At 61.1% G+C, this 25,976-nt stretch carries 26 protein-coding genes; 7 read left to right on the forward strand and 19 right to left on the reverse strand.

Annotated features, from left to right (window positions below; all coding sequences use genetic code 11):
• Window positions 1-56: 56 nt before the first annotated feature.
• From EOL43_RS00575 to EOL43_RS00585, 3 genes are read left to right on the forward strand one after another with little or no spacing between them, the layout of a single operon-like run.
• A complete protein-coding gene (locus EOL43_RS00575) occupies window positions 57-764 on the forward strand; it encodes a DUF484 family protein (RefSeq protein ID WP_133484854.1) in 708 nt (235 codons plus the stop codon).
• Window positions 761-1,696: a tyrosine recombinase XerC gene (locus EOL43_RS00580; protein ID WP_133484855.1), complete on the forward strand. Its 936-nt coding sequence runs from the start codon at window positions 761-763 to the stop codon at window positions 1,694-1,696. The genes EOL43_RS00575 and EOL43_RS00580 overlap by 4 nt, the downstream gene beginning before the upstream one ends.
• A gap of 53 nt (window positions 1,697-1,749) precedes the next feature.
• Window positions 1,750-2,442: a CDP-alcohol phosphatidyltransferase family protein gene (locus EOL43_RS00585; RefSeq protein WP_133484856.1), complete on the forward strand. Its 693-nt coding sequence runs from the start codon at window positions 1,750-1,752 to the stop codon at window positions 2,440-2,442.
• A 37-nt stretch (window positions 2,443-2,479) separates the two neighbouring features.
• Here EOL43_RS00585 and EOL43_RS00590 read toward each other — a convergent pair whose 3' ends face one another.
• From EOL43_RS00590 to ileS, 12 genes are all read right to left on the reverse strand, one after another.
• On the reverse strand, window positions 2,480-2,929 hold the full coding sequence (locus EOL43_RS00590; protein WP_133484857.1) for a molybdenum cofactor biosynthesis protein MoaE: 450 nt from the start codon (window positions 2,927-2,929) through the stop codon (window positions 2,480-2,482).
• Between the two features lies 1 nt (window position 2,930).
• Window positions 2,931-3,179 carry a molybdopterin converting factor subunit 1 gene (gene moaD / locus EOL43_RS00595; protein ID WP_133484858.1) on the reverse strand — a complete coding sequence of 83 codons (249 nt, stop codon included), beginning with the start codon at window positions 3,177-3,179 and terminating at the stop codon, window positions 2,931-2,933.
• Window positions 3,176-3,850, reverse strand: a complete 675-nt coding sequence (gene pgsA / locus EOL43_RS00600; protein WP_133484859.1) for a CDP-diacylglycerol--glycerol-3-phosphate 3-phosphatidyltransferase — start codon at window positions 3,848-3,850, stop codon at window positions 3,176-3,178. The genes moaD and pgsA overlap by 4 nt, the downstream gene beginning before the upstream one ends.
• Window positions 3,851-3,868: 18 nt before the next feature.
• A complete protein-coding gene (gene uvrC, locus EOL43_RS00605) occupies window positions 3,869-5,752 on the reverse strand; it encodes an excinuclease ABC subunit UvrC (RefSeq protein ID WP_133484860.1) in 1,884 nt (627 codons plus the stop codon).
• Window positions 5,753-6,068: 316 nt separating this feature from the next.
• Window positions 6,069-6,860 carry an SDR family oxidoreductase gene (locus tag EOL43_RS00610; protein WP_133484861.1) on the reverse strand — a complete coding sequence of 264 codons (792 nt, stop codon included), beginning with the start codon at window positions 6,858-6,860 and terminating at the stop codon, window positions 6,069-6,071.
• Window positions 6,857-7,825 carry a calcium/sodium antiporter gene (locus tag EOL43_RS00615; RefSeq protein WP_133484862.1) on the reverse strand — a complete coding sequence of 323 codons (969 nt, stop codon included), beginning with the start codon at window positions 7,823-7,825 and terminating at the stop codon, window positions 6,857-6,859. The genes EOL43_RS00610 and EOL43_RS00615 overlap by 4 nt, the downstream gene beginning before the upstream one ends.
• Before the next feature lie 3 nt (window positions 7,826-7,828).
• On the reverse strand, window positions 7,829-7,993 hold the full coding sequence (locus EOL43_RS15310; RefSeq protein ID WP_166636176.1) for a hypothetical protein: 165 nt from the start codon (window positions 7,991-7,993) through the stop codon (window positions 7,829-7,831).
• On the reverse strand, window positions 7,994-8,791 hold the full coding sequence (locus EOL43_RS00620; protein WP_133484863.1) for a S49 family peptidase: 798 nt from the start codon (window positions 8,789-8,791) through the stop codon (window positions 7,994-7,996).
• Window positions 8,792-8,871: 80 nt separating this feature from the next.
• Window positions 8,872-9,633: an ABC transporter permease gene (locus EOL43_RS00625; protein WP_133484864.1), complete on the reverse strand. Its 762-nt coding sequence runs from the start codon at window positions 9,631-9,633 to the stop codon at window positions 8,872-8,874.
• On the reverse strand, window positions 9,630-10,556 hold the full coding sequence (locus EOL43_RS00630; RefSeq protein WP_133484865.1) for an ABC transporter ATP-binding protein: 927 nt from the start codon (window positions 10,554-10,556) through the stop codon (window positions 9,630-9,632). The genes EOL43_RS00625 and EOL43_RS00630 overlap by 4 nt, the downstream gene beginning before the upstream one ends.
• A gap of 61 nt (window positions 10,557-10,617) precedes the next feature.
• A complete protein-coding gene (locus tag EOL43_RS00635) occupies window positions 10,618-11,076 on the reverse strand; it encodes a methylated-DNA--[protein]-cysteine S-methyltransferase (RefSeq protein ID WP_133485517.1) in 459 nt (152 codons plus the stop codon).
• A gap of 150 nt (window positions 11,077-11,226) precedes the next feature.
• Window positions 11,227-14,130 (reverse strand): isoleucine--tRNA ligase, encoded by a 2,904-nt coding sequence (gene ileS / locus EOL43_RS00640; RefSeq protein ID WP_133484866.1) that lies wholly within the window; start codon window positions 14,128-14,130, stop codon window positions 11,227-11,229.
• A gap of 269 nt (window positions 14,131-14,399) precedes the next feature.
• On the opposite strand from ileS, the gene EOL43_RS00645 reads away from it, so the two are divergent.
• A complete protein-coding gene (locus tag EOL43_RS00645) occupies window positions 14,400-14,828 on the forward strand; it encodes a group III truncated hemoglobin (protein WP_133484867.1) in 429 nt (142 codons plus the stop codon).
• Window positions 14,829-14,831: 3 nt separating this feature from the next.
• On the opposite strand, the gene EOL43_RS00650 is transcribed toward EOL43_RS00645, so the two are convergent.
• The gene (locus EOL43_RS00650; protein WP_420867486.1) at window positions 14,832-15,833 is read right to left on the reverse strand and encodes a YcjF family protein; all 1,002 of its coding nucleotides are present in this window, start codon (window positions 15,831-15,833) and stop codon (window positions 14,832-14,834) included.
• Between the two features lie 39 nt (window positions 15,834-15,872).
• Entirely contained in the window at window positions 15,873-17,288 is a 1,416-nt protein-coding gene (locus EOL43_RS00655; protein ID WP_133484869.1) for a YcjX family GTP-binding protein, read from the reverse strand.
• A 193-nt stretch (window positions 17,289-17,481) separates the two neighbouring features.
• Between EOL43_RS00655 and truA the strand changes: the two genes are divergently transcribed.
• Entirely contained in the window at window positions 17,482-18,252 is a 771-nt protein-coding gene (gene truA, locus EOL43_RS00660; RefSeq protein WP_133484870.1) for a tRNA pseudouridine(38-40) synthase TruA, read from the forward strand.
• Here the strand turns inward: truA and EOL43_RS00665 are convergent.
• Window positions 18,225-19,640, reverse strand: coding sequence for a pyridoxal phosphate-dependent decarboxylase family protein (locus tag EOL43_RS00665; protein ID WP_133484871.1), 1,416 nt, complete (start codon window positions 19,638-19,640; stop codon window positions 18,225-18,227). The genes truA and EOL43_RS00665 overlap by 28 nt on opposite strands.
• 133 nt (window positions 19,641-19,773) lie before the next feature.
• Here EOL43_RS00665 and parE point away from each other — a divergent pair, with 133 nt between their 5' ends.
• On the forward strand, window positions 19,774-21,732 hold the full coding sequence (gene parE, locus EOL43_RS00670; RefSeq protein ID WP_133484872.1) for a DNA topoisomerase IV subunit B: 1,959 nt from the start codon (window positions 19,774-19,776) through the stop codon (window positions 21,730-21,732).
• A gap of 6 nt (window positions 21,733-21,738) precedes the next feature.
• Window positions 21,739-22,401, forward strand: coding sequence for a DUF2971 domain-containing protein (locus tag EOL43_RS00675; protein ID WP_133484873.1), 663 nt, complete (start codon window positions 21,739-21,741; stop codon window positions 22,399-22,401).
• 185 nt (window positions 22,402-22,586) lie between these two features.
• Here the strand turns inward: EOL43_RS00675 and EOL43_RS00680 are convergent, their stop codons facing one another.
• From EOL43_RS00680 to EOL43_RS00695, 4 genes are all read right to left on the reverse strand, one after another.
• Window positions 22,587-22,997 carry a c-type cytochrome gene (locus tag EOL43_RS00680; RefSeq protein ID WP_133484874.1) on the reverse strand — a complete coding sequence of 137 codons (411 nt, stop codon included), beginning with the start codon at window positions 22,995-22,997 and terminating at the stop codon, window positions 22,587-22,589.
• A gap of 75 nt (window positions 22,998-23,072) precedes the next feature.
• Entirely contained in the window at window positions 23,073-23,714 is a 642-nt protein-coding gene (locus EOL43_RS00685; protein WP_133484875.1) for a DUF3047 domain-containing protein, read from the reverse strand.
• A 93-nt stretch (window positions 23,715-23,807) separates the two neighbouring features.
• Entirely contained in the window at window positions 23,808-24,485 is a 678-nt protein-coding gene (locus EOL43_RS00690) for an ABC transporter ATP-binding protein (RefSeq protein WP_133484876.1), read from the reverse strand.
• A complete protein-coding gene (locus EOL43_RS00695) occupies window positions 24,478-25,764 on the reverse strand; it encodes a lipoprotein-releasing ABC transporter permease subunit (protein WP_133484877.1) in 1,287 nt (428 codons plus the stop codon). The genes EOL43_RS00690 and EOL43_RS00695 overlap by 8 nt, the downstream gene beginning before the upstream one ends.
• Window positions 25,765-25,976: the final 212 nt, after the last annotated feature.

The raw sequence follows: 25,976 nt of genomic DNA on the forward strand, positions 1-25,976 counted from the left end.
ATCACCCGCCTGCGTGGTGTAACATCTCGAAAACGACAAAAAACATCGAGGCAGCCATGAGCAGTATCCCGGCACTGGATGACGATCTGCGCGCGCATCTGATCGCGCAGCCCGAAACTATTTTGAACGACCAGGACATCATGAACGCCTTGGTCAACGCGCATGAACGTCAGATGGGGACGAATATCGTCGATCTGCGTGGCGCTGCGATGGACCGGCTGAGCGACCGGTTGGGTCGTCTGGAAGACACGCACAGATCCGTTGTGGCTGCGGCGTATGAGAATGTCTCGGGCGTGGCGCTGATCCATCGCGCCGTTCTGCGCATGCTGGACCCGACCGATTTTGCCGCTTTCATGAAGGATCTGGACGGCGAGGTCACCGAGACCCTGAAAATTGACTGCATCCGTCTTGTGCTGGAAACCGAACAGGACACCAAAGAGGCGGCGCTTGATCGCCTTGGATCCGTGATCTCGACACTCCCTGCCGGATTTATCGACGAGTATCTGGGACAAGCCGCTGGCCCGGATCGACGCACTGTTTTCCTGCGCCAGATGCACGAAAAAGACCCCGACATTTATGGCGATTGCAGCTACTGGATCCGGTCCGAGGCCTGCATCGTTCTGGACCTTGGCGAAGGGCGGCTGCCCGGCATGCTGGTTCTGGGCGCCGAGGACCTGTCCCAATTTCGCCCCGGGCAGGGCACGGACCTGCTGGAATTCTTCGGGGGCGTTTTTGAACGCGCGATGCGCCGCTGGCTGTCATGAGCCGCGAGGGATCTCTTGCAATCCCACCCGGAACGCGGGACGCGCTCTCGTTATTTCTGGACCACAAACGCGCGCTGGATGCGGCGTCCGAGAACACGATCAAAGCCTATCAGGCCGACATCAGCGGATTTCTGGGCTTCATGGCCACTCATCTGGGCGGCGAGGCCGGGCGCGGCGCGCTGGCCCGCGTGACGATCAGCGATATGCGGGCCTGGATGGCGTCCGAACGCGCGCGCGGCATTGGCACACGCAGCTTAGCGCGGGCGTTGTCGGCGGTGAAAAGCTTTTACAGTTGGCTGAGCGAGCAAGATGGATTTGACGCGACCGCCGTCCTGTCCACCCGCAGCCCGAAATTCGCCAAAAAACTCCCGCGTCCACTGTCGCCCGATGCGGCGCAGGCCGTGCGGGACATGGCCCCGCTGCAATCGCGTCACGACTGGGTCGGCGCGCGGGATCTGGCGGTTGTAACACTTCTGTATGGCTGCGGGCTGCGTATCTCGGAAGCCCTTGGCCTGACCTGCGCCGATGCCCCGCTGGGCGAGGTGCTGCGCATTCGCGGCAAAGGCAACAAGGAACGGTTGGTGCCGGTCCTGCCCGCCGCCCGCGACGCGGTCGAGGCATATCGCACCCTCTGCCCCCATCCCGAAGCCACTGACCTTCCACTGTTTCGCGGTGTACGTGGCGGAGCGCTAGGGGCGCGACAGGTGCAGAAAATGATGCAGCAGGTACGCCTGCAACTGGGCCTGCCCGCCACGGCCACGCCGCACGCTTTGCGCCACAGCTTTGCTACGCATCTTCTGGCCTCGGGCGGGGATCTGCGCGCCATTCAAGAGCTTTTGGGTCATGCCAGCCTATCCACCACGCAGGGCTATACCGCGCTGGACACGTCCAAGCTGGTCGAGGTCTATAACGCCGCCCACCCTCGCGCCTGACGCGCCACAGGTTTTCGCTTTCCACCAATGCGATTTTCCGGCACAAAGCGCGGATGAACATTCAGACCAAAGCCCTGCTCGTCCATCTGCTGACCGCAACCGGAGCCGTCTTCGCCATGCTGGCGATGCTTGCCGCCGTAGACGAGAAATGGGGGCTGATGTTCCTGTGGCTGGTGGTCGCTTTCATCGTAGACGGCATCGACGGCCCGCTGGCCCGCCGCTATCAGGTCAAGGTCAACGCGCCGCAATATGACGGCGTCTTGATGGACCTGATCATCGACTATCTGACTTATGTGTTCATCCCGGCCTATGCGCTGTTCAAATCGGGCCTGATGCCCGGCTGGACCGGCTGGTTTGCGATCATCGTGATCACCTTCACCAGCGTCGTCTACTTCGCGGATACGCGGATGAAGACCAAGGATAACAGCTTTTCCGGCTTCCCCGGCTGCTGGAACATGGTCATTCTGGTGCTTTTCGCGACCGAGCCGAATTTCTGGGTCATGACCGCGCTGGTCACCGCCATCGCGGTTGCCATGTTCTTGCCCCTGAAGTTCATTCACCCGGTCCGCACCGAGCGCTGGCGCCCGATCAGCCTGCCGATGGCTTTGGCATGGACCGGATTTGCGGCATGGGCGGCATGGGTCGATTTCCACCCGGAAAGCTGGGCGCATTGGGGGCTGGTCGTGACGTCGATCTATCTGCTGGGGGCCGGGATCGCGCAACAGATTATTCCTGAAAAAGCCTAAGCGCCAAAGCAATACTCTGACGGGCGCGAAACAGGTTTCACTCTTTCCATCGTTTCAGAGCGTCCTCGTCATTCACCTTAGCATCCACCCAATCGGTGCTGCCATCCTTGGTAAACTCTTTCTTCCAGAACGGCGCGCGGGACTTCAGATAATCCATCAGGAACTCTGCTGCTTCAAAGGCCGCCACGCGATGCGCCGAGGCCGTCGCCACCATCATGATCTGATCCCCGGGCCGAAGCCGGCCGTGGCGATGGATCACCAAACAATCCGCCAAGGACCAGCGACGTGTGGCTTCGTCCACGATGGAGGAAATCGCCTTCTCGGTCATGCCGGGATAGTGCTCGATCTCCATCCGGTCGAGCGTGCCTGCTTCGTCGCGAACGATGCCGGTAAAGCTGACCACCGCGCCCAGATCGCTGCGCCCTTGGGCAAAGCCGGTCAGCTCGGCGCCCTGATCGAAACTTTCGGTTTGAACGCGAACCGTCATCTTAGCCACCCGTCATCGGGGGGAAGAACGCCACCTCACGCACGCCCTCAAGCGAGGCATCGAAGTCAGACAGTTCCTGATCCAGCGCCACACGCAGTGCCGAGAGGTCTTCAAAAGCAGCCGCATAGCGCGGTTCGCGGGCGCGCAATTCGTCGACCAATTCGGCCACCGTCGCGGCCGAGGTCTCGACCCGTTCGCGCGGCTCGCCGATCCGTTCGCGGACCCAAGCGAAATACATCACGTCGATCATGCGTCATCCTCTTTCAAATGGGGCAGCGCCTTGCGGAAGTAATCCCAGCCGGTGATGACCGTCAGCAGACCTGCAATCCACAACAGAACCAGCCCAACACGTCCCGACCAGATCATCCCGTTGTAGTAACCACGCAGACCATTCACGTCCTCGACCTCGCCCAGCATGATCTGGTCGAACATGGCTTGGTCCATACCGAACGAGCCCATCACAAGGTGATGTTCGAAGATACCACGCGAGAACAGAATCGCGATGGCGACCATCTGTGCGGTGGTTTTCCACTTGGCCAGCTTGGTCACTTTCAGTGTGCCTGCGGTATCGCCCAGAAACTCGCGCAGGCCCGAGACGAAGACCTCGCGGAACAGGATCACCGTGGCGGGCAGCACCAGCCACGGGGTCCAGTAGACGTCAGAATAGCCCACGATCACCATCAGCGCGATGACCACCATCGCCTTGTCGGCAATCGGGTCAAGCATCGCGCCCATCTTGCTTTCCTGCTGCCACTTGCGCGCCAAGTAGCCGTCCAGCCAGTCGGTCGCTGCCGCTGACAGGAACAAGATCAGCGCCAGCCAATCCGCCAGAGGGCGGGCGAAATACAAAAACATGATCGCCACGGCCGGGGCTGCGATCAGCCGCGACAATGTCAGGATATTAGGCAAGGTCCATTTCATAAGCTTTTCAATACCGTGTCAGGCCCGGTCATGGAAGAAGCCATAGATGGTTTCTGCAAGTGTTTCTGAAATGCCATCCACCGCCTTCAAGTCGTCCAGCCCCGCGCGGCTGACCGCCTTGGCCGATCCGAAATGCGCCAGCAGCGCGCGTTTGCGGGTGGCGCCAACGCCCGGCACCTCGTCCAGCGGGGTCGCGCCCTGCGCCTTGGCACGCTTGGCACGGTGGGTTCCGATGGCAAAGCGGTGTGCTTCATCGCGCAGCCGCTGGATGAAGTAGAGCACCGGGTCATTGCGTTTCAGCGCAAAGGGGCGCTGGCCGCGACGGTGGAATTCTTCCTTGCCGTGATCGCGGTCCACACCCTTGGCCACGCCGATCATCGGAATGTCGGTCACGCCCAACTCCTCCATGATCTCGTGCACAGCGCTGACCTGCCCGGCCCCGCCGTCGATCAGAAGCAAGCCCGGCCACCCCTCGCCCTCACGGTCGGGGTCTTCCTTGAGCAGACGTTTAAAGCGGCGGGTCAGAACCTCTTTCATCATGCCGAAGTCATCGCCCGGCGTCAGATCATCGCCCTTGATATTGAACTTGCGGTACTGGCTTTTCATGTAGCCTTCCGGCCCCGCCACAATCATCGCGCCGACCGCATGCGCCCCTTGGATATGCGAGTTGTCGTAAACTTCGATCCGTTGGGGCGGGCCGTCCAGATCGAACGCCTCGGCCATACCATCCAGCAGTTTCGCCTGTGTCGCGGTCTCGGCCATCTTACGGCCAAGGCTTTCGCGGGCGTTGCGTTGGGCGCCCGCGACCAGCTCGGACTTCTCGCCACGCTGCGGGACCGACAGCTCGACCTTTCGGCCCAGCTTCTCGGTTAGGGCTTCGGCCATAAGGTCCTGCTCATCCAGCGGGTCCGACAACAGGATCAAACGCGGAGGGTCCTTCTGGTCATAGAACTGCCCGACAAAGGCTTGCAGCACCTCGCCCGGCCCGGCCCCTGCACCGGTGCGCGGATAGAAATCGCGGTTGCCCCAGTTCTGGTTGGCGCGGATGAAGAAGACCTGCACACAGGCCTGACCACCCTCCATATGCAGCGCGATCACATCGGCCTCGGCCACACCACGCGGGTTGATCCCCTGCGACTGCTGCACCTGCGTCAACGCGCGGATCCGGTCACGCAGCACGGCGGCCTTTTCGAACTCCATCGCTGCGGAGGCGGCCTCCATATCGGCCGCCAAGCTTTCCTGCATCTTGGTCGTGCGCCCCGACAGAAAGTCCACAGCATCCTGCACCAGCGTGCCATAGCCTTCGGCATCGATCTTGCCCACACATGGCCCGGCGCAGCGTTTGATCTGATACTGCAGGCAAGGACGCGAGCGCGCGTCGAAAGTGGCATCCGTACAGTTGCGCAACAGGAATACTTTCTGCAGCTGGTTCAACGTCCGGTTCACCGCATCCGCGCTGGCAAAGGGGCCGAAATACTGGCCCTTCTCTTTCCGCGCGCCGCGATGCTTTTTGATCTGCGGAAACTCATGCCCCGTCAGCAGAATATTCGGAAAGCTTTTGTCGTCGCGCAGCAGCACATTGAAATGCGGCTTCAGTTGCTTGATCAGGTTCTGCTCAAGCAGCAACGCCTCGGTTTCTGTGCGCGTGGTCAGAAACATCATCGAGGCGGTCTGGCTGATCATCCGCGCAATCCGTGCGCTATGCCCCGTCGGCTTGGCATAGTTCGACACGCGCTTCTTCAGGCTGCGTGCCTTTCCAACGTACAGTACCCGTCCCTTGGTATCGAGCATGCGATACACACCGGGCGAGTTATCTAGCGTTTTCAGGTAGGACTGGATCACCTCGTGGCCGGTTTGCACCGGCGCCTCAACCTCAGATGTGTCCTGCTTATCGCGCGTCATGGGGCATCTTTCTTGATTCTTTTTCCCGCTGCAATCTTATCGTTTCGGACACAAGAGAAAACATTCCCACAGTTTCTGTGGATAAGTCTGAGGACATGTTGTCGTCTTGCGGGATTTTCCGTTGTTTTTAGCCGCTTTCGTCGGAGTGCCTAATTTTTAGGCGCATCCGTAAGTCATTGTTTTTCAACGAAAGAAATATGAACCTTCTGTAAACACGTGAAATCATTGCGAAAAACAAACGTTAAAAAATGAGACTACTTCACAGGTGCACAACTTCCGCTAGGGCAGGTGAGGAAGCCTCGCCGAAAGGTCAGGATTAGCTGGGTTTTCCGATGACGTCCGGGGTCTGCCAACCAAGGTGTTGACCGCCATCCACAGCGATCATTTGTCCGGTCACCGCGGGGGCCATCAGCAGATAAGTCAGCGCCGCCGTGATGTCTTCCGGGTTCGGACCGCGCTTCAGGATCGATCCAGCCCGTTGCGCGTCAAAGTGGTCTTGCGACTGGCGTGCGCCGATCATCGTGGACCCCGGCGCAATCCCATTGACCCGCACCTGCGGGGCCAGCGCCTGCGCCGCCGTTTGCGTCAGTGTCCACAGGCCGTGTTTGGCGAGGGAGTAGGTCATGAATTCCGGCGTCAGCTTCTGTACCCGCTGGTCCAGCATATTGACGACAAGCGCTTGGGCCAGTTGCTCGCCGTTGTCGTCCATCGTGGCTTGCGGCGCTTGCGCAGCGAATTCCTGTGTCAGGAACAAAGGCGCGCGCAGGTTCGACGCCATGTGGCGGTCCCAACTGTCCGCCGAGACGGTGCCGATGCGGTCATACTCAAAAATCGAGGCGTTGTTCACCAACACCGACAGCGGGCCACCCAAGGCGTCCGCCGCGCGCGGCACCAACGCCTGAACCTCGTCCAACTTCAGGAAATCCGCTTGCAGGGCGACGGCGCGTTGACCCAAAGCCTCGACCGCCTCCACGGTCTCTGCCGCACCCTCCGCCGAGCTGCTGTAATGCACCGCGACGTCAAAGCCATGACGGGCAAGCTCGACCGCCATCGCACGTCCAAGCCGTGCCCCAGCCCCGGTCACCAATGCGCGTTTCACTTGCATCATGCGTTCCCCAGAACGATCAGCACATAAACGATATAGAGCGCCGACAGCAAAATGCCCCAGACACGGCCCATGTGCCATCTCCAGAAGACAAACGGGGCCAACAGCAGCGACGCGCCCAGCATGACCCACAGGTCAAACTGAAGGATGCCCGGCTCGACCGGGATCGGACCGACAATCGACGCGATGCCGATAATGGCCAAGAGGTTGAACATGTTTGAACCGATCACGTTGCCCAAGGCCACATCGGCTTGTCGGCGCAACGCGGCCATCACGGTGGTGGCAAGTTCAGGCAGCGAGGTGCCCAGCGCGACCAGCGTCAGGCCGATCACGGTTTCCGAGACGCCATAGTGGCGGGCGATGTTGGTCGAGGAATCCACCAGAAGGTCCGCGCCCAAGGGCAAACCGATCAGGCCCAGAAGAAGGAACATGATGACCTTCCACCACGGCATGTCGGGATCGGCACCTTCGACATCCTCGTCTTCTTCGGTTTCGTCCTCTTCGCCCATGCAGACAGCACGGCGATGGCGCATTGCCTCTTTGAAGGCGGACCCAAGGATCAGGGCCAATGCGGCCAGCAATGCGATGCCCTGTGGCCATGCAAACTCGCCCCCGAAAGCCAAGACGATGAACAGCAGCGTCGCGCCCATCATCTGCAGATAGCTTTTGCGGCTGTCACAGGTCTTGGTGGACAGCCCCGCCATCAGTGCCGGTACACCCAGAACCAAAAGGATGTTGGCGGTGTTCGATCCGACCACGTTCCCCATCGCCAGACCCGGGACACCTTCGGCGATCGACTGTACCGAGATCAAAAGTTCAGGCGCAGAGGTGCCAAAGGCCACGATGGTCAAAGACACGATCATCGCAGGCACACCAAGGCGCAGCGACATATTCACCGCCCCGCGCACAAGGCTGTCGCCCGCAAGCAAAAGGATCACTAGGCCAAGCGAGGCAAAAATCAGATCCAAGGCTCAGCCCTTTCCCTTGCAGTCACAGGGGGATTTCCCCAGCTTATAGCGCCCGCAACGGGGGCATTTCATCGCTTCGATACGCTGTTGGCCGGGATAGCGCAACTTGCCAAACATCGCCAGCACAGCCATCGCAACCAGAAAGAGGGCAACAATCTTGATGACCATTTACAGACCAAAACGGGCGTATTCCGCGCGCTCCTCGATGGTCACTAGAGTGTCCGAGATCATGCGCATCCCGAAACGGCTGAGTAGCCCACGACGTGGGCCATAGACGCGAAAGCGCACCTTATCACCGTATTTCTCTTTCATGGTTGGCACCAGGTGGCCAATCCCGTCAGCCAAGCCCTTCTCGATGGCGGTGCGGCCCAGCCAGATATCTCCGGTAAACAGGTCTTCGCCTTCGGCCAGCTTGCCCGCACGTCGGGTTTCCACCTGTGTCTTGAACGCGGTGTGAATGTCTTCCTGAAGCGCCTTCAGCCGCTTCACATCCTCGGGCTTTTCAGGCTGGAACGGGTCCATCATCGACTTCGACTTGCCCGCGGTATGCACGCGACGCTCGACCCCGATCTTCTCGATCAACCCGGTTAGGCCAAACCCGGCCGAGATCACGCCGATCGACCCAAGGATCGAGCTTTCATCCGCATAGATCTCGTCCGCCGCAGTCGCCAGCCAATAGCCGCCCGAGGCTGCAACATCCTCGACGAACGCATAAACGGGGACCTCTTTTTCAGCCGCCAGCCTGCGAATGCGCGCGGCGATTAGGCTGGATTGTACTGGGCTGCCGCCCGGCGAGTTGATCACAAGGGCCACCGCCGCGGGCTTCCCTTTGCGAAAGGCGCGCTCAATCGCCGGGGCCATCGCCGCATCATTCAACTGCCCACGGGTGCCCGTGGCAATCATGCCCGTCAGGCGCACAACGGCCACCGTGGGGGATTTTTTCACAAAAGGAAGACGTTCGATCATGGCTGACATTTAGATGGCCCACCCCCGTCTAACAAGGGTGAGCCGATCACGCTTTTTCCCATATGTGGCATACCCGCACGTCAAGAGCGCAGCTTATATCCGGTGCGGAAGATCCACCCGATGGTGAACAGACACGCCGCCATGAAGACGACAATCGCTGCGACCGACCAACCAAGCGCCACATCCGCCTGTCCGAAAAAGGCCCAGCGAAAGCCCGAGATCAGATAGACCACCGGGTTGAACAGCGTAATTGTCTGCCACACGGGTGGCAGCATCGAGATCGAATAGAACGAGCCGCCAAGGAACACCAGCGGCGTGATCACCAGCATGGGCACCAGTTGCAGTTGCTCGAAATTGCCCGCCCAGATCCCGATGATGAAACCCAGAAGGGCGAAACTGATACAGGTTAGCAGCAGGAACAACACCATCCAGACCGGATGCGCGATGGTCAGATCCACAAAGAAATGCGCCGTCACGAAAATGATCATGCCGATCATGAACGCTTTTGTTGCCGCCGCACCGACATAGCCGATAACAATTTCGTAGAACGAAATCGGGGCGGAGAGCAGCTCATACACCGTTCCGATGAACTTCGGGAAATAGATCCCGAAGGATGCGTTCGACGTGCTCTGCGTCAGTACCGTCAACATGATCAGACCGGGCACGATGAACGCGCCATAGCTGACGCCCTCGACCTGATCGATACGCGAGCCAATCGCCGCGCCAAAGACGATGAAATAAAGCGAGGTGGACAGCACGGGCGAGATGACCGACTGCACCAGCGTGCGGAAAGTACGTGCCATTTCAAAACGATAGATGGCCGCGATGGCGTTCCAGTTCATGCCGCGTCCTCCTTCACCAGATCGACGAAGATATCTTCCAAAGAGCTTTGGCGCGTCGACAGATCCGCCAGATGCAGCCCCGCCTCGCGCAGATCCGACAACAGCCCAGTAATCCCGGTATGGCCTGCCTGCGCATCATAGGAATAGATCAGCCCGCCCTCGTCCGAGACACTCAGCGGATAGTGCGCCAGCGCCTCGGGCACCGCGTCAATCGGTGCGTCCAGCTCGATCAACAGCTCCTTCTGCCCAAGCCGCTTGATCAGCGCATCTTTCTCTTCGACCAGCAGGATCTCACCTTTCGAAATCACCCCGATCCGATCCGCCATCGCCTCGGCTTCTTCAATGTAGTGAGTGGTCAGGATCACGGTTACACCGGTCTCTTTCAGCCGCGCGACGATCTCCCACATGTCTTTGCGCAGCTCGACATCGACGCCCGCTGTGGGTTCATCCAAGAACAGGATTTTCGGATCGTGGCACAGCGCCTTGGCAATCAGCACCCGGCGCTTCATCCCGCCCGACAGCGTCATGATCCGGTTGTCTTTCTTGTCATGCAGGCTGAGCAGCTTCAGGATCTCTTCAATCCGCGCATCGTCACGCGGCTTTCCAAACAGACCGCGCGAAAACCGGACCGAGTTCATCACGGTCTCAAACGGTTCCAGATTAATTTCCTGCGGAACCAGTCCGATCAAGTTGCGGGCTGCGCGATAGTCACGCGCATGGTCATAGCCGCCCACGGTGATCGTGCCCGAGGTCGCTGTCGCTATCCCGCAAATAATTGAAATCAAAGTCGTCTTACCCGCGCCATTCGGCCCAAGCAGCGCCAGAATCTCGCCCTCTTCGATCTCAAGATCCACGCCTTTCAGCGCCTGGTGACCGCCCTCATAGGTCTTGGTCACGCCTTTGACGTTCAAAACTGTCGCCATTGCTGTCCCCTTGTGTGGCCCCCGCGCCCATCGTCCTGGCGTCCCTTTTGGGACGAACTTTTCAGATAAGCAATCCAGCGGCCCCTTCAAGACGCAACAGCTGAACTTTCGTCTCAACCCCGCCCGCGCCGGAAAATCCAACCAGCTTGTTTCCAGCCCCCATCACACGATGGCACGGGATGATGATCGGAATGGGGTTCGCGCCGCAAGCATTCCCCACCGCCTGCGCCGAATTGCCCGTCAGCTTGGCAAGCTCGCCATAGGTCATCGTCTCGCCAAACGGGATCGCGGACATGGCATCACAGACCGCGCGCTGAAAGTCGCTGCCCGCGACATGGGTAGGCAGATCAAACACGGTCAGTGTCCCGTCGAAATAGGCGCGCAACTGCGCCTGCGCCTCGGCCAGAACGGGTGTCATCTCGCCTTCCGGGTCAACATTCCAGCGGAGACGCGTGATCTTGCCACCCTCGTCCACAACCCCCAAACGCCCAACCGGGCTATCCACCACCGCAACATTCATAAAGCCATCTTGCCCGCGCCCAACACGCCCCGCAATCCGGTTCATGACAAAAGGGGCACCCAAGCGCCCCTCTTCCTCTTGCTTCAAATACCTCGGGGTGAGGCCGCAGGCCGAGGGGCAGCGCCCCTCAGGCTCACACCGTGAGCCCCCTTAGCTCAGCGCGTCGTCGCAGCGGCCGCAAACACCCGCGTGATCGTGGCTGCCCACATCCGGCAAGATTTTCCAGCAGCGCTGACATTTCTCGCCCGAGGCTTTCTCGAACACCACGCCCACGCCTTCAACTTCCGGCACGCGGAAGGCTTCGGCGGGCAGCGGGTCATTCGTCAGAACAATCTGAGACGTGATCGACACATCCGCGAAGTTCACCGACTTCAGCGATCCCAGCACGTCCTCGTCACGCACATGCACAACCGGCGCGGCTTCCAAAGACGCCCCAATCACCTTGTCGCGACGCTGGATTTCCAACGCGGCGGTGACCACGCGGCGCACCTGACGGATGCCTGCCCATTTCGCCGCCAGCGGCTCGTCCAGCCAATCGGCGGGCGTGTCGGGGAAGTCGACCAAATGGACCGAGCTGTCGTCGCCCGGGAAACGCTCCAACCACACGTCTTCCATGGTGAAGACCAGAACCGGGGCCAGCCAGGTGGTCAGGCGGTGGAACAGGATGTCCAGAACGGTGCGCGCGGCGCGGCGGTTCAGGCTGTCGGCCCCATCGCAATACAGCGCGTCCTTACGGATGTCGAAATAGAAGCTCGACAGGTCCACAGTCGCGAAGTTGAACACGGCCGAGAACACGCCCTGGAAGTCAAACTTGCGATAGCCGTCGCGAACGACGTGATCCAGTTCGGCCAGACGGTGCAGCACCCAGCGCTCCAGCTCTGGCATGTCAGCAACGTCTACACGCTCGGCCTCATCAAACCCATGCAGATTGCCCAGCATGAAGCGCATCGTGTTGCGCAAACGGCGATAGCTGTCGGCAACCCCTTTCAGGATTTCCGGCCCGATCCGCTGATCGACCGTGTAATCCGTCTGGGCCACCCAAAGGCGCAGAATGTCGGCGCCATACTGTTTCACGACCTGCTCGGGCACGATGGTGTTGCCCAGCGACTTGGACATTTTCATGCCCTTTTCGTCCAGCGTGAAGCCGTGGGTCACGACGTTCTTGTAAGGCGCACGGCCCTTGGTGCCGCAAGCTTGCAACAGCGACGAGTGGAACCACCCGCGGTGCTGGTCGGTGCCTTCCATGTAGACATCGGCGATGCCGTCCGGCGTGCCGTCTTCACGGTCACGCAGCACGAACGAGTGGGTCGAGCCAGAGTCGAACCATACGTCGAGCACGTCGAAAACCTGCTCCCATTCGTCAGCGTTGTGCTCGTTGCCAAGGAACCGCTCTTTCGCGCCGTCGGCGTACCATGCATCTGCACCTTCGGCCTCGAACGCTTCGGCGATGCGGGCGTTGACGGCGGGATCGCGCAGCAGGAAGCCTTCGTCGGTCGGCAGCAGACCTTTCTTGGTAAAGCAGGTCAGCGGAACACCCCACGCGCGCTGACGCGACAGAACCCAATCCGGGCGAGCCTCGATCATCGAATACAGGCGGTTGCGGCCGGTCTGCGGCCACCACTGCACCAGTTGGTCGATCGAGTTGAGCGCACGTTCGCGGATGGTCTTGCCCATCTCGTCCTGCCCGTCGCCAACTTCTTTATCGACCGATGCAAACCACTGCGGCGTGTTGCGGAAGACGATCGGCGCTTTCGAACGCCACGAGTGAGGATAGGAGTGCGTCACGCGACCACGCGCAATGATGCCACCGGCCTCGACCAGCTTGGCGATCACGGCGTTGTTGGCTTTGCCTTCCTTGCCCTTGCGGTCAAAGACCTGAAGGCCCGCGAAGAACGGCACGTGGGGAAGGAATTCCGATTCCTCGCCCACATTGTGGGTCATGCGGTCGATCCAGTTGCGGGCAACGAACGCTTCATAGTCGTCGGCACCGTGGCTGGGCGCGGTGTGCACGAAACCCGTGCCTGCGTCGTCGGTCACGTGATCGCCGTCGATCATCGGAACGTCGTAGTCCCAGAACCCGTCAGCACCATCGGCACCATTAAACGGGTGCTTACAGATCAGCCCGGCCAACTCATCCGCAGCCACGTCACGTACGCGCGTGAACTCGGTCACGCGGGACTTACCCAGCGCGTCCTCGGCCAGCGCATCGGCGAAGATGTAAAGCTGACCCGCTGCGGTCCAGCTTTCTTCCTCGGTCGCGTCAACACGGTAGAGGCCATAAGAAATCTTGTCGTTATACGCGACGGCCTTGTTCGACGGGATCGTCCACGGGGTGGTGGTCCAGATCACGACGCGCGCCTCGGCCAGATCGCCTTCGGCATTCGCAAAACTGAACGGCACCCAAATCGTGTGCGACTTGTGGTCGTGGTACTCGATCTCAGCCTCGGCCAGCGCGGTCTTTTCGACCGGCGACCACATCACGGGCTTCGAGCCCTGATACAGCGTGCCGTTCATCAGGAACTTCATAAACTCCTCGGCGATCACGCGCTCGGCGTGGAAATCCATCGTCAGATAGGGGTTGTCCCACTTGCCGGTGATGCCCAGACGTTTGAACTCGTCGCGCTGGATGTCGATCCAGCCCTCGGCGAACTTGCGGCATTCCTGACGGAAGTCGACAACGTCCACGTCGTCTTTGTTCTTGCCCTTCTTGCGGTACTGTTCCTCGATCTTCCATTCGATGGGCAGACCGTGGCAGTCCCAGCCTGGAACATAGCGTGCATCATGGCCCATCATCTGATGCGAGCGCACGATCATGTCCTTGATGGTTTTGTTCAGCGCGTGGCCGATATGCAGGTGGCCGTTCGCATAGGGGGGGCCATCGTGCAGGATGAAGGGCTCGCGGTCGCCAGCGGTTTCACGCAGGCGGTCATAGACGCCGATCTTTTCCCACCGGGCCAGCCATTCGGGCTCGCGCTTGGGCAGGCCAGCGCGCATCGGGAAATCGGTTACGGGAAGGGTCAGCGTGTCTTTATATTCGGGTGTGTCGGCACACATGTGTCCGGTCCTTTTCAGGATAAGTCGTCAATGTCGAAGAAAGGGCGGCGCGTAGGTCCATGCGCCTTGTCCCGGCGGCTCGTCTGGATCAGAGCGCCGGGCATATAATTCGAATAATGATCGCTTTGGCGTGCATCATGGGCGCGTTATAGGCCCGTGGGGGCGTGGCGTAAAGCCATGATGGGCGGGCGGGCTGCGCTGAATTGTCCATCCGTGGGGGCTTGGCGGCGTGCGCGATACCGACTATTTCAGTCGGGAAAGAGGTTCCCATGTCCCACACCCCCAATCCGCTGCAGCTTTTCGACATCACACCCGACCAGATCGACACGGTTCTGGCGCGGTTTTACGCGCGCATCCGGGTGCATCCGCAGCTTGGGCCGATCTTCAACGGGCATGTCGGGACGACGGACGCGGAATGGGACACACATATCACCCTGATCACCCGCTTCTGGCGCGGCGCGATCCTGCGCGAGCCGGGTTACGAGGGCAATCCGATGCGCGCCCATATGCAGGCCGGCAACGTGCGGCCCGAGCATTTCGACCCGTGGATCGCCCTGTTTGAAGAGATCGCGACCGACACCCTACCCGCCGACACCGCCCGCGCGTGGATCGCGCTGGTGCATCGGATCGGACGCGGGTTGCGCATGGGGGTCGAGGATATCCAACGTCCCGCCAGCGCCGTGCCCAGCTTGGGCTAAAGCCTATTTTCCGAACAACCCCGCCAGTGCGCGTTTAACGATCCCTGTGACGCCGGGGCGCTTGCCCTCGCCAAAGGGCAGCGGGCGGCAAACCTCAAGCGCTGCGACGCCGACGCGGGCGGTTAGCGCCCCGTTCACAACGCCTTCACCAAAACGGCGCGAGAGTTTGGACAGCATCCCGCCCCCTGCCAGCGATCCCAGCATGTCATCGCCCACGGCCACCGCGCCGGTCGCGACAAGGTGGGTCATCACCGCACGGGTCAAACGCCAGCTGCCCAAAGCACCCGAGCGTCCGCCATAGATCTCGGCCACGCGGCGGATCATTCGGATGTTGGCGGTCAGGGCGGTCGCCACATCGGCCAGCGCAAGGGGGACGATGGCGGTGACGGTGGCGACTTGGCGGGCGGCGGCCTCGACCTCTTTGATTGCAGCTTGGTCCAGCGGGGCCATAAGCTCGGCCTCGGCCAAGGTGAACAGGGTGTCGGTGTCGAACACCTCGCCCTCGCGCTCGCGATAGCGCTCCAATGCCCAGCGCATGTCATCGCGTCCATGATAAAGCCGCGCCAAGCGCGCCATAACGTCCCGCGCCTCGGTCAGATCATCATGGGCCAGGGCCTGATCCGCCGCATGATGCAGCGCATCCACCCGACGCATCCGCGCAAAGGCGATCCATTCACGCAGGGCGATGATCAGAAGCACGAACAGGAAGGCGCCGGTCAGGCCCAGCGCCGCGTATCCCAGATAGGTATTCCGCGTGATCAGCCCGGTCACGAAATCATAGGCCGCAACGGACAGAACGAAGCCAAGGATCGACAAAAGCAGCGACCAGAACCAGCGCGCCAGCCGCGAGGGTCTGCGGGTGGCGATAGAGACCACGCTTTGCATCGCGGTGCCAGAGGTCTCGGGCCCGGTGACATCCGGCACAGGCGGTGCCTCGGCCGGAGACGTCGCGGGGCTGTCGTCAAGTTCGATCAAGACAGGGCCTTGCTTGTAGTCACGTGTCACGCGTGCCTCCATTCAGTTCGGGGGACTGGAGGGGATCAGTCACAGCTTGTCCCCCAACAGGAATTCGGCGGCCTTGTCCAACCGGATATGCGGCGGGCCTTCGCCGGGTTTCAGCGAAATCGCCGCCGGGGCAAAGCGCATGATTTGATAATCCGCATCCAACCATTTTTCGTCGCCATTCCGCGCGGGCTTCAACAGCTGCGCAGGATCTTCAGGCAGATCACCGGGATAGAAGGCCGCTGTTTTGCCGCTGTCCAGAAGCTGCCCGCGCACGCAATCGAGGGCTTGGCCATCGTGGTCCATCCGCTCTTCGGTCGTGGTGCGCAGGGCGGCCAGCGACATGGCGGCGGTCTTCGCCCCGGCAAAGTCCGCACGGTCGCGGGCGTCGCGCAGAAGCGCTTCGGTGATGGCGGTCAGGCGAGGATGCTGGCTGTGATGCAGGTGATCGGCCTTGGTTGCGGCGAACAGGATGCGCTCAATCCGGCGGCCCAGAAAGAGCGAGCTTAGGAACCCGTTCGTGCCGGGACGGAAGGCGTTCAGGATCTCGGCCATGGCGCGGCGCAGATCTTCCAGCGCGGCGGGGCCGGAATGGATCGCGCCCAACACATCCACCAGCACCACTTGCCGGTCGACACGCGAGAAGTGATCGCGGAAGAAGGGTTTCACCACGCGGGATTTATAGGCCTCGAACCGGCGCTCCATCTCGCGCCACAGGCTGCGGCGGGGGATGGTGTCGGGCTTGAGAAGGGGCGCGAAGGTCAGGGCCGGGCTGCCCTCAAGGTCGCCGGGCAGCAGGAAACGACCGGGGGTGCAGTCGCTGTACCCATCCTCGCGCGCGGCTTTCAGATAATCGGCGAAGGACGCGGCAAGGTCTTTGGCCTGCACCTCGTCCAGCTTCTCGGTCGGGTCCACGGCGCGGGCTTTCTTCAGGAAATCCTGCGCTTGATCGCGGGCATCGATGCGGTCGAGCACCTGCGCGGCCCAGTCGGAATAGCTGAGATCCATCAGCCCCAAATCCAAAAGCCATTCGCCCGGATAGTCCACGATATCCAAATGCACCGTGCGCGCCGAGCGCAACCCACCTAGCAAGCCCGAGGGCTGCACGCGAAAAGACAAGCGCAGTTCAGAAATGGCGCGGGTGCTGTCGGGCCAGTGCGGTGCGGGGCCGGTCATGGCAGACAGGTGCGTTTCATAGTCGAAACGCGGCACGGTGTCGTCAGGCTGCGGCTGTAGGAACGCGCTTTGAATACGCCCTTCCGAGGCCGCGACCACACCCGGCATCCGCGCCCGGTCCATCAAGTTGGCCACGAGGGACGTAATAAACACAGTCTTGCCCGCCCGCGACAGGCCCGTCACGCCCAGCCGGATCACCGGCTCGAATAGCGCCTCACTTGTGGCGTCGCCAATCGCTTCGATCTGGCGGGTGACACTGTCTGCAATATCGCCAAGCCCCACGGCTGTCTCCTTCACTGCTCGAGGTAAAGATATGTATGGCGGGCAGGTTTCGCCAGAGGGGAGGTTTGTGGGTATTGTCCCCGTGGAGAGGGGCGTTGCCCCTCGGCCTGCGGCCTCACCCCAAGGTATTTGCCACAAGAAAATGAGGGCTTTGGGAACTTGTCTGCGCGCGCGCGGCAAGCTATGCGGAGGCATGCCCAGATATGCATTGAAAGTCGACTATCACGGAGCTGGCTTTGCCGGATGGCAGCGCCAGAAAGAACACCCGTCCGTTCAGGGCGCGATCGAGACTGCGTTGGCGAAGCTCGAGCCGGGTGAGCACACGATTGCCGCCGCCGGGCGCACCGATGCGGGGGTGCATGGGCTGGCGCAGGTGGCGCATTGCGATCTGGTGAAGGATTGGGATCCGTTTCGCCTGTCCGAAGCGTTGAACTATCATCTGAAAGAACAGCGCGTGGCGATTGTGGATTGCGCGGCGGTGGAAGATGACTTCCACGCGCGGTTTTCGGCGGTCGAGCGGCGGTATTTGTTTCGTCTGATCGCCCGCCGTGCGCCGTTGACCCATGATCGGGGCTTGGCGTGGCATGTGAAACATCATTTGGATGTGGACGCGATGCAGGCGGGGGCGGACCGGCTGATCGGGCGGCACGATTTCACGACGTTCCGGTCGTCCATTTGTCAGGCAGACAGCCCGGTACGCACGCTGGACGATTTGCGGGTCGAGGAACATCGCCGCGAGAATGAGGTCGAATACCGGTTCCATGTCCGTGCGCGGTCGTTCTTGCACAATCAGGTCCGCAGTTTTGTGGGCACGTTGGAGCGCGTCGGCGCGGGGTCATGGACACCAGACGATGTGACCGACGCGCTGGAGGCCTGCGACCGATCGGCTTGCGGCCCGGTCTGTCCGCCCGAGGGGCTGTATCTGGCGGGGGTCGGCTATCCCAAGGATCCGTTCAACAGCTGAGCCGTTTTGGCGACATCGGCAATGGCATCGGCGATATGATGATCGCGCGTGCGGTGGTTGGTGATCGCGGCGCGCAGGCAAGTGATGCCGTTCACATCGGTGGTTGAGAAAACCGTGGCGTTGTACAGTTGCAGATGCGTGGCGATCTTTGCGTTCAGAGTGGATTGCTGGTCGGCGGGCAGGTCCGGGGCGGCGGTAAAGACGCAGATGTTGGACACCACGGGCGCGGACAGGGACATACCGTGGGACTGCACCTGATCCGCCATGAACGCCGCCTGTGCGCAGTTGCGGGTGATCGCGGTGGCGAACGCCTCTTCACCGAACATTTCGAGCGCGCACCAGACCTTGAGCGCGCGATTGCCGCGGGACAGATCAATGCCGTAGTCGCAGAACCACGGGTCCCCGCCAGCCACCCCTTCAGTGGCACCTTTCAGATAGGCCGGACGCGCGGCGAAAGCGGCGCGGTGAGCGGTTTCATCGGCGATCAGAGCAAGGCCGCAATCATAGCCCACATACATCCATTTATGGAAATCCAAGGCGATGCTGTCTGCACGCTCAATCCCGTCGGTCAATTTGTGCCACGGATTGTCTGCTAGCCGTGTCCACGCCCCGAAGGCTCCATCGACATGAAGCCAGATCCCCTCGGCTGCGGCCAGATCGGCCAGCCCGTTCAGATCGTCATAGCCGCCCAAGTCGACCGACCCTGCGGTGCCGACAATCGCCAGCGGTGTCAGCCCCTGCGCCCGGTCCGCTGTGATCGCCTGCTGAAGCGCCTGCAAATCCATTGCGCCGTTTCGCGTTTCGACCAAGCGCAGCTGGTCATGCCCCAGCCCGAGCAGCTCGATCGCCTTGCGGGTGGCGTTATGGACCCCGTCGGCGGCATAGACCGTCAGGCCCACGTCACCTCCAGCGGCCCGTACACCCGGACACGCCCGCACCCGCGCCGCCTGCAGTGAGATCACCGTCGCCTGAGACGTGCCCGCCACCAGAACCCCGCTTGCACCGTCGCCAAAGCCCATCTTGCGACGGGTCCAGTCGATGACCGCACGCTCCATTTCGTTGATGCCGTGGTTCCGCCCACCGCCATTGGTGTTCATGGCTGCCGCCGCAATTCCCGCCACGAAATCCGAAGGCAGCCCACTTCCCTGCACCCAGCCCCAGAACTTCGGATGCGTGTTGCCGCCGTGATAGGGCAGCACCTGATCCATCACGCGCGTGACAACATCGCCGCCCGTCCCAATCGCATAGCGATCTGCCAGATCGGCGGGCGGGGCTTGCCACGGATGATCCTTTGCATCGCGCATCTGATCCACGCAGCGATCCAACAAACGGTGCAGATCGCTTCGCAAACCTTCCCAATTACCGGGGTCCAAGGGGGGTGTCGTCATGGCGCGGTCCTTCTTTCGTCGCGCGCACCCTACTCAAATCCATCCGAATGGAAAGGTGCTCTTCCCCCTTCCCGACGGCTCTGACATAATGCCCGAACAAAACAAACGAGCAGCGTTCAAGGCGACCGAATACATGAGCAACGACCTTCTGGCCGGCCAAGGCCCCGACGATTATGACGCCTCCTCGATCGAGGTGCTGGAAGGGCTGGAGCCCGTGCGTCAGCGTCCCGGCATGTATATCGGCGGCACGGACGAACGCGCGCTGCACCACATGGTGGCGGAAATCCTCGACAACTCGATGGACGAGGCCGTTGCCGGTCACGCCAACCGGATCGAGGTCACGCTGAACGCAGACTATTCCGTGTCGATCACCGATAACGGGCGTGGCATTCCGATCGACCCGCACCCCAAATTCCCCGACAAATCCGCGCTTGAGGTCATCCTGTGTACGCTCCACGCGGGCGGCAAGTTCTCGGGCAAGGCATACCAGACCTCGGGCGGTCTGCATGGGGTTGGTTCGTCGGTTGTGAACGCGCTGTCGGATTCGATGGTGGTGAAGGTCGCCAAGAATAAAGAGATGTTCGAGCAGCGTTTCTCGCGCGGCATCCCGTTGGGGCCGGTCGAGAAAATCGGCGCGGCCCCCAACCGGCGCGGGACCGAGGTCACCTTTCACGCGGACGAGGAAATCTTTGGCAAGCACCGCTTCAAGCCCAAGCGGCTGTTCACGCTGGTGCGGTCGAAAGCCTATCTGTTCTCGGGCGTGGAAATCCGCTGGAAATCCCACATTGAGGACGGCGAAACCCCGACCGAAGCCACCTTCCACTTCCCCGGCGGTCTGGCCGATTACCTGAAGGAAACACTGGGCAGCGCATCCGTTTACGCCGACCAGCCCTTCGCGGGCAAAGTCACCTTCCAAGAACGCTTTGGCGAACCCGGCTATGTCGAGTGGGCGATCAACTGGACCCCGTCCCGCGATGGCTACATCCAGTCCTATTGTAACACCGTGCCCACGCCCGAGGGAGGCACCCACGTCACCGGCTTCTGGGCTGCGATCCTGAAAGGCATCAAGGCCTATGGCGAGCTTGTCGGCAATAAGAAGGCCACGAACATCACCCGCGACGACCTTCTGACCGGCGGCTGTGCGCTGGTGTCTTGCTTCATCGCGGATCCGGCTTTCGTGGGCCAAACCAAGGACCGCCTGTCGACGGAAGCCGCCAACAAGATGGTCGAGCAATCGGTGCGCGATCACTTCGACAACTGGCTGGCGGCCGATACGAAATCGGCTGGCGCGATCCTCGATTTCCTTGTGCTCCGGGCCGAGGAACGTCTGCGCCGTCGTCAGGAAAAAGAGACCGCCCGCAAGACCGCCACCAAGAAGCTGCGCCTGCCCGGCAAGCTGGTGGATTGCTCCGCCACCAACCGCGAAGGCACCGAGCTGTTCATCGTCGAGGGTGACTCGGCGGGCGGATCGGCCAAAATGGCCCGCAACCGCAAGACGCAAGCCCTTCTGCCCCTGCGCGGCAAGATCCTGAACGTGCTGGGCGCGGCAAGCTCGAAAATCGGCACGAATGCCGAGATCAACGACCTGACCCAAGCCCTTGGCGTAGGCCTTGGCACCAAGTTCAACGTCGACGATCTGCGCTATGACAAGATCATCATCATGACCGATGCGGACGTGGACGGGGCGCACATTGCCTCGCTTCTGATGACGTTCTTCTTCACCCAAATGCGCCCGATGATCGACGCGGGCCACCTGTACCTCGCCTGCCCGCCGCTGTTCCGCCTGACCCAAGGCGCCCGCCGCGTCTATTGCGTGGACGAGGCCGAGCGCGACGCGCATCTGGAAAAAGGTCTGGGCGGCAAGGGCAAAATCGACGTCAGCCGCTTTAAAGGTCTGGGCGAGATGGACGCAAAGGATCTGAAAGAAACCACGATGGACCCGGCATCCCGGACGCTCATCCGCGTGACCATTGACGAGGACGAACCCGGCGAAACCGCGTCCCTTGTCGAGCAGCTGATGGGCAAAAAACCCGAACTTCGTTTCCAGTATATTCAGGAGAACGCGAAGTTCGTGGAGGAGTTGGATGTTTGAGGGAAAATGCGGGTCTATAAATTTCTAAGCAAAAAATGGGCGATGGAAAGCCTACGAAAACGGCAGTTGAAAGCATCGAGGTTTAGTGAAGTAAACGATCCATTTGAGTTCAACTGCATTGACCTTCCTGACCCAATACTTCGAGCAACCTGGCGGGGCATATTCCAACCTATGGACAGTTCCACTGGGTTTGTAAGTTTCAGCAAGAACTGGAACAACCCCGTAGTCTGGGGGCACTATGCAGACAACCATCACGGACTCGCACTGGGTTTTGACATTCGTGACGATCCAACTCGGCTAATGGAAATAGATTATGTTGAGGAGTTACTTAGCCTTCCTAGTGCAACCGAACATCAAACAGCCGCACTCAACGCACTCTTAAAGAAGGTTCCAAAAACAAAATTCGCTCACTGGAAATACGAAGATGAAGTGCGTTGGCTGGATAGTTTGGGATTCTTTGATGGGCCCGATGAAAAGGGGAAGTATTTTCTACCCTACAGCGACCACCTGAAGTTGCGGGAGGTAATCATAGGTGCAAAGTCTCAAGCCACATCTTGCGAAATCAATGAAGTACTTGAAGGCGCTGAAGGCGTTACGATCACGACGGCAAGGATTGCATTTCGTAGTTTCAGCGTTGTAACCCAACACGCAAGGTCCAAACAGAAATAGCAGCAGCGGCGCCCGACCCTGGGTGGGCGCTCGTTTCGTTCTCGTGGAGCAACACACTCTCCACACCCGAAACCAATCCGCACATCTGAAACGTCACAATAGCGCCCTCCCGTGGGGAGGGTCGGGCGCTGCCCGGTCTATCGACCGGGCGGAAGGTTGCGTGTTGAGGCTAAGCCGCGCGCAGATCAGTCCTGCACCGACTCCAAATACTCCGCCAGACGCACCAGCGCAGCAGGCGTCGGGGTCATCACACCTTTTTCGTCCACCCAGACCTCCATCTCGCTGTCCAGAAGCGCGCCGAACTCGGGCATGGGGCCGCGTTGGGTGCCTTTGGCATAGCCGTCGATGGTCGACATGACATAGCGGGTCGGGAAGGTGCCGCCGTGTTTGGCGGTCAATTTGGTCAGGCCCGGCGCGCTGGGATAGACGCCGCCCTTGGCGTCATCGCCGTGGCAGGCGGCGCAGTTTTCCGCATAGATCTCGGCCCCGGTCAGGTCGGACACGTCCTGAACCTTGGGTTTGGCCTGAGTGCGGAAGATATCCTGCGGCTGACAGGCGGCCAGTAGGATCAAAAGAAGGGGTGCTGCGCGGCGCATTTGGAAACCCTGTTGTCTTTCAAAGACTTGTTATGGGGTGATTCTATCATGCCTGTGTTTGCATGCAACCCTAGGTCACTGCAAGCGCAGATTGCTGACCTGCCCCTGCATGATCACATCCGTATCGTCGCTGTCTGCCGACAGGGCCAGCGCGACCAGTGCCTCGGGGGTCGATCCGAACGCGCGGCGGTAATCTGCGGCCAGATCGACGGTCTCGGCATGTGATCCAGTGCCCGACGGGCGCAGCACGATGGTCTTGCCGCGCGGCCCCAGATAAGGCGATCCCAGCACCGCCCCGCGCGCGTGGTCGCCGCCCCAGACATAGACCAACACGCGCCCCTCCGGGTGGTTCAAAAGCTTGCGCAGGCTGCGGGTGCCTTGCAGACGTTCGGCCTCGGCCTTGGGCAGGAAGGCGAAGTAGAGCGCAAGATTGCGGTCGTCCCCGCCCTTCTGGCGCAGGTCCGTCGCAGGGACCGAGCTGTCCACATCCCAGACCCAACTGGCCATGCGTGCGTCCCAATCTTCTGGCGCCAAGCGGTCATAGGTGATCGAGACCGAACCATCCGCCGTCACGCTAATCGCACCCGCGGACGGGGCGAAGGTGACTTTCGAGAAGAAGGCGAACCAATGCGTGCGCCACGCGTCGAAGTTCACGGGGCCCGCCAAGGCCACCGAGGCCGACAGGGTCAGGGCAAGGATCGCGGTCAGGATACGCATCGGAAGCTCCGGCAAAGGGTTACACCCGCCAGATTGCCGATCCTGTGCGGACGCGCAATCGGGCCTCACACGATTGTCAGAGGGCGCGAGCGGTCAGAGGATCTCGCCACCCTCAAGCCGCAGGGTCCGATCCATGCGCGCAGCAAGGTCGAGGTTGTGCGTCGCGATCAGCGCCGACAGGCCGGTGTCGCGCACCAGCTCCATCAGGGCGGCAAATACGGTGTCCGAGGTATCCGGGTCCAAGTTCCCCGTCGGTTCGTCCGCCAGCAAAAGCGCGGGACGGTTGGCGAGCGCCCGACAGAAGGCGACACGCTGTTGCTCGCCCCCCGACAGCTCGGCGGGGCGGTGCGTGGCGCGGCTGTCGACGCCGACGCGGGCCATCAACTCCATCGCGTGATCGCGCGCGGCACGCTCGCCCACGCCGTTCGCCAATTGCGGCAGCACGATGTTTTCCAGCGCGGTGAATTCCGGAAGCAGGTGGTGGAACTGATAGACAAAGCCCACCTCGTTGCGGCGGGTGGCGGTGCGGCGACGGTCGGACTGCGCGCCCATTTTCTGCCCGTTGATCGAGACCTCGCCTGCATCCGCGGCATCCAACAGTCCGGCGATATGCAGCAGCGTCGATTTCCCCGAGCCAGACGGCGCAACCAGCGCCACAACCTCGCCCTTGGCAATCGACAGGTTTGCGCCACGCAGCACACGAATTTCGCCCGGCGTGCCCTCGTTATAGGTCTTGGTGATGCCCGAGAGGCTCAGAACCGTGTCACTCATAGCGCAGGGCCTCCACCGGGTTCATCCGTGCGGCTTTGCGCGCCGGGAAAAGGGTCACGACGAAGGACAGGGTTAAAGACAGGCCGACCGCAGATGCCACGTCCCAGAACTCCAACTTTGCAGGCAGGTGATAGATGCCGCGGATCGACGGATCCCAGACGCCTCCGCCCGAGAAGTAATTCACCAACGAAAACACGCTGTCGATATTGAGCGCGAAGAGACAGCCGAGGATCACGCCCGCAATCGTGCCGACGATCCCTGTCAAAGAGCCACACAGGAAGAACACCCGCAAAATAGACCCTTCGGTCAGGCCCATCGTGCGCAGAATGCCGATATCGCGCCCTTTGTTCTTCACCAGCATGATCAAGCCGGAGGTGATGTTCATGGACGCGATCAGCACCAGCACGGACAGGATGATGAACATGACGTTGTCTTCCATATCCAAGGCCCGCAGGAATGCGCCGGAACGGTCACGCCATGTCCAGACGCCGCTGGGGTCCTCAACGGCGTTCATGATGGGCATCAGCAGCTTGTCGATCCCTTCCGGATCCTCGACCATCACCTCGATCTCATCCGCCAGCCCTTCGCGGTTGAAGAAGCTCTGCGCCTCGGCGATGGGCAGATAAACGCGGGTGCGGTCGATGTCCCAGCGACCAGCGGTGAAGATATAGGTGACCTCGTAGGCATTCACCCGCGGGCTGGTGCCGAACGCGGTCTTCACGCCATTGGGCGAGATGATCTTGATCTTGTCGCCGATCCCGACATTCAATTCCGCCGCCACGCCCGAGCCAATGGCCACGCCGCGCTCGAAATCTGACAATGCACCGGCCGAGCTTTCGGGCTTGGCAATGCGCGGGATGGTCAGGATGTCTTCATAGGCGATCCCAAAGACCTCGACCCCCGCATTATATTGCCCCCGGTTCGCCATGACCTGCCCCTTGACCAAGGGCGCTGCGCGGACGACCCCCGGAACCGTCATAATCCGGTCTGCCCATTCCTCGTAGTTCGAGATCGTGCGATCCAAGCCGCCATTCGCAGTGACACGGCTGTGGGCGAAAACCTCGACATGGGCATTGGCACCCAGAATTGTGTCGACAAATTCATCCCGGAACCCGGTCCGCACCGCCAGCGTGATGATCAGGGCGGCCACCGCCAAGGTGATCCCGATCAGGCTGATCCACGTCATGGTGCTGACGCCACCCTCGGCACGACGCGCGCGCAGATACCGCCACGCGATCTGCCATTCGAAACGGGAAAACGGGGCTGTTCGCTTGGGCAACTGGGGCTCCTGACGGATTAATATTTGCGCCAAACTGGGGGTTCTGGGCGGCAAGGTCAAGCACCAGACCCGAATGCGGCCTGAAACCGCCGCCCCACCCACAATCCGTTAACCTGTGGAGAAACATAAGTTTTCTGTGGACAACTCGCTTAACGCGCAAAGTTTCACTTTACAGAGAGAAATCTGAGTGACACCATATCTAGTAAGGCAAG

It is taken from the genome of Aliiroseovarius marinus (assembly GCF_004360145.1).
Taxonomy (GTDB): Bacteria; Pseudomonadota; Alphaproteobacteria; order Rhodobacterales; family Rhodobacteraceae; genus Aliiroseovarius; species Aliiroseovarius marinus.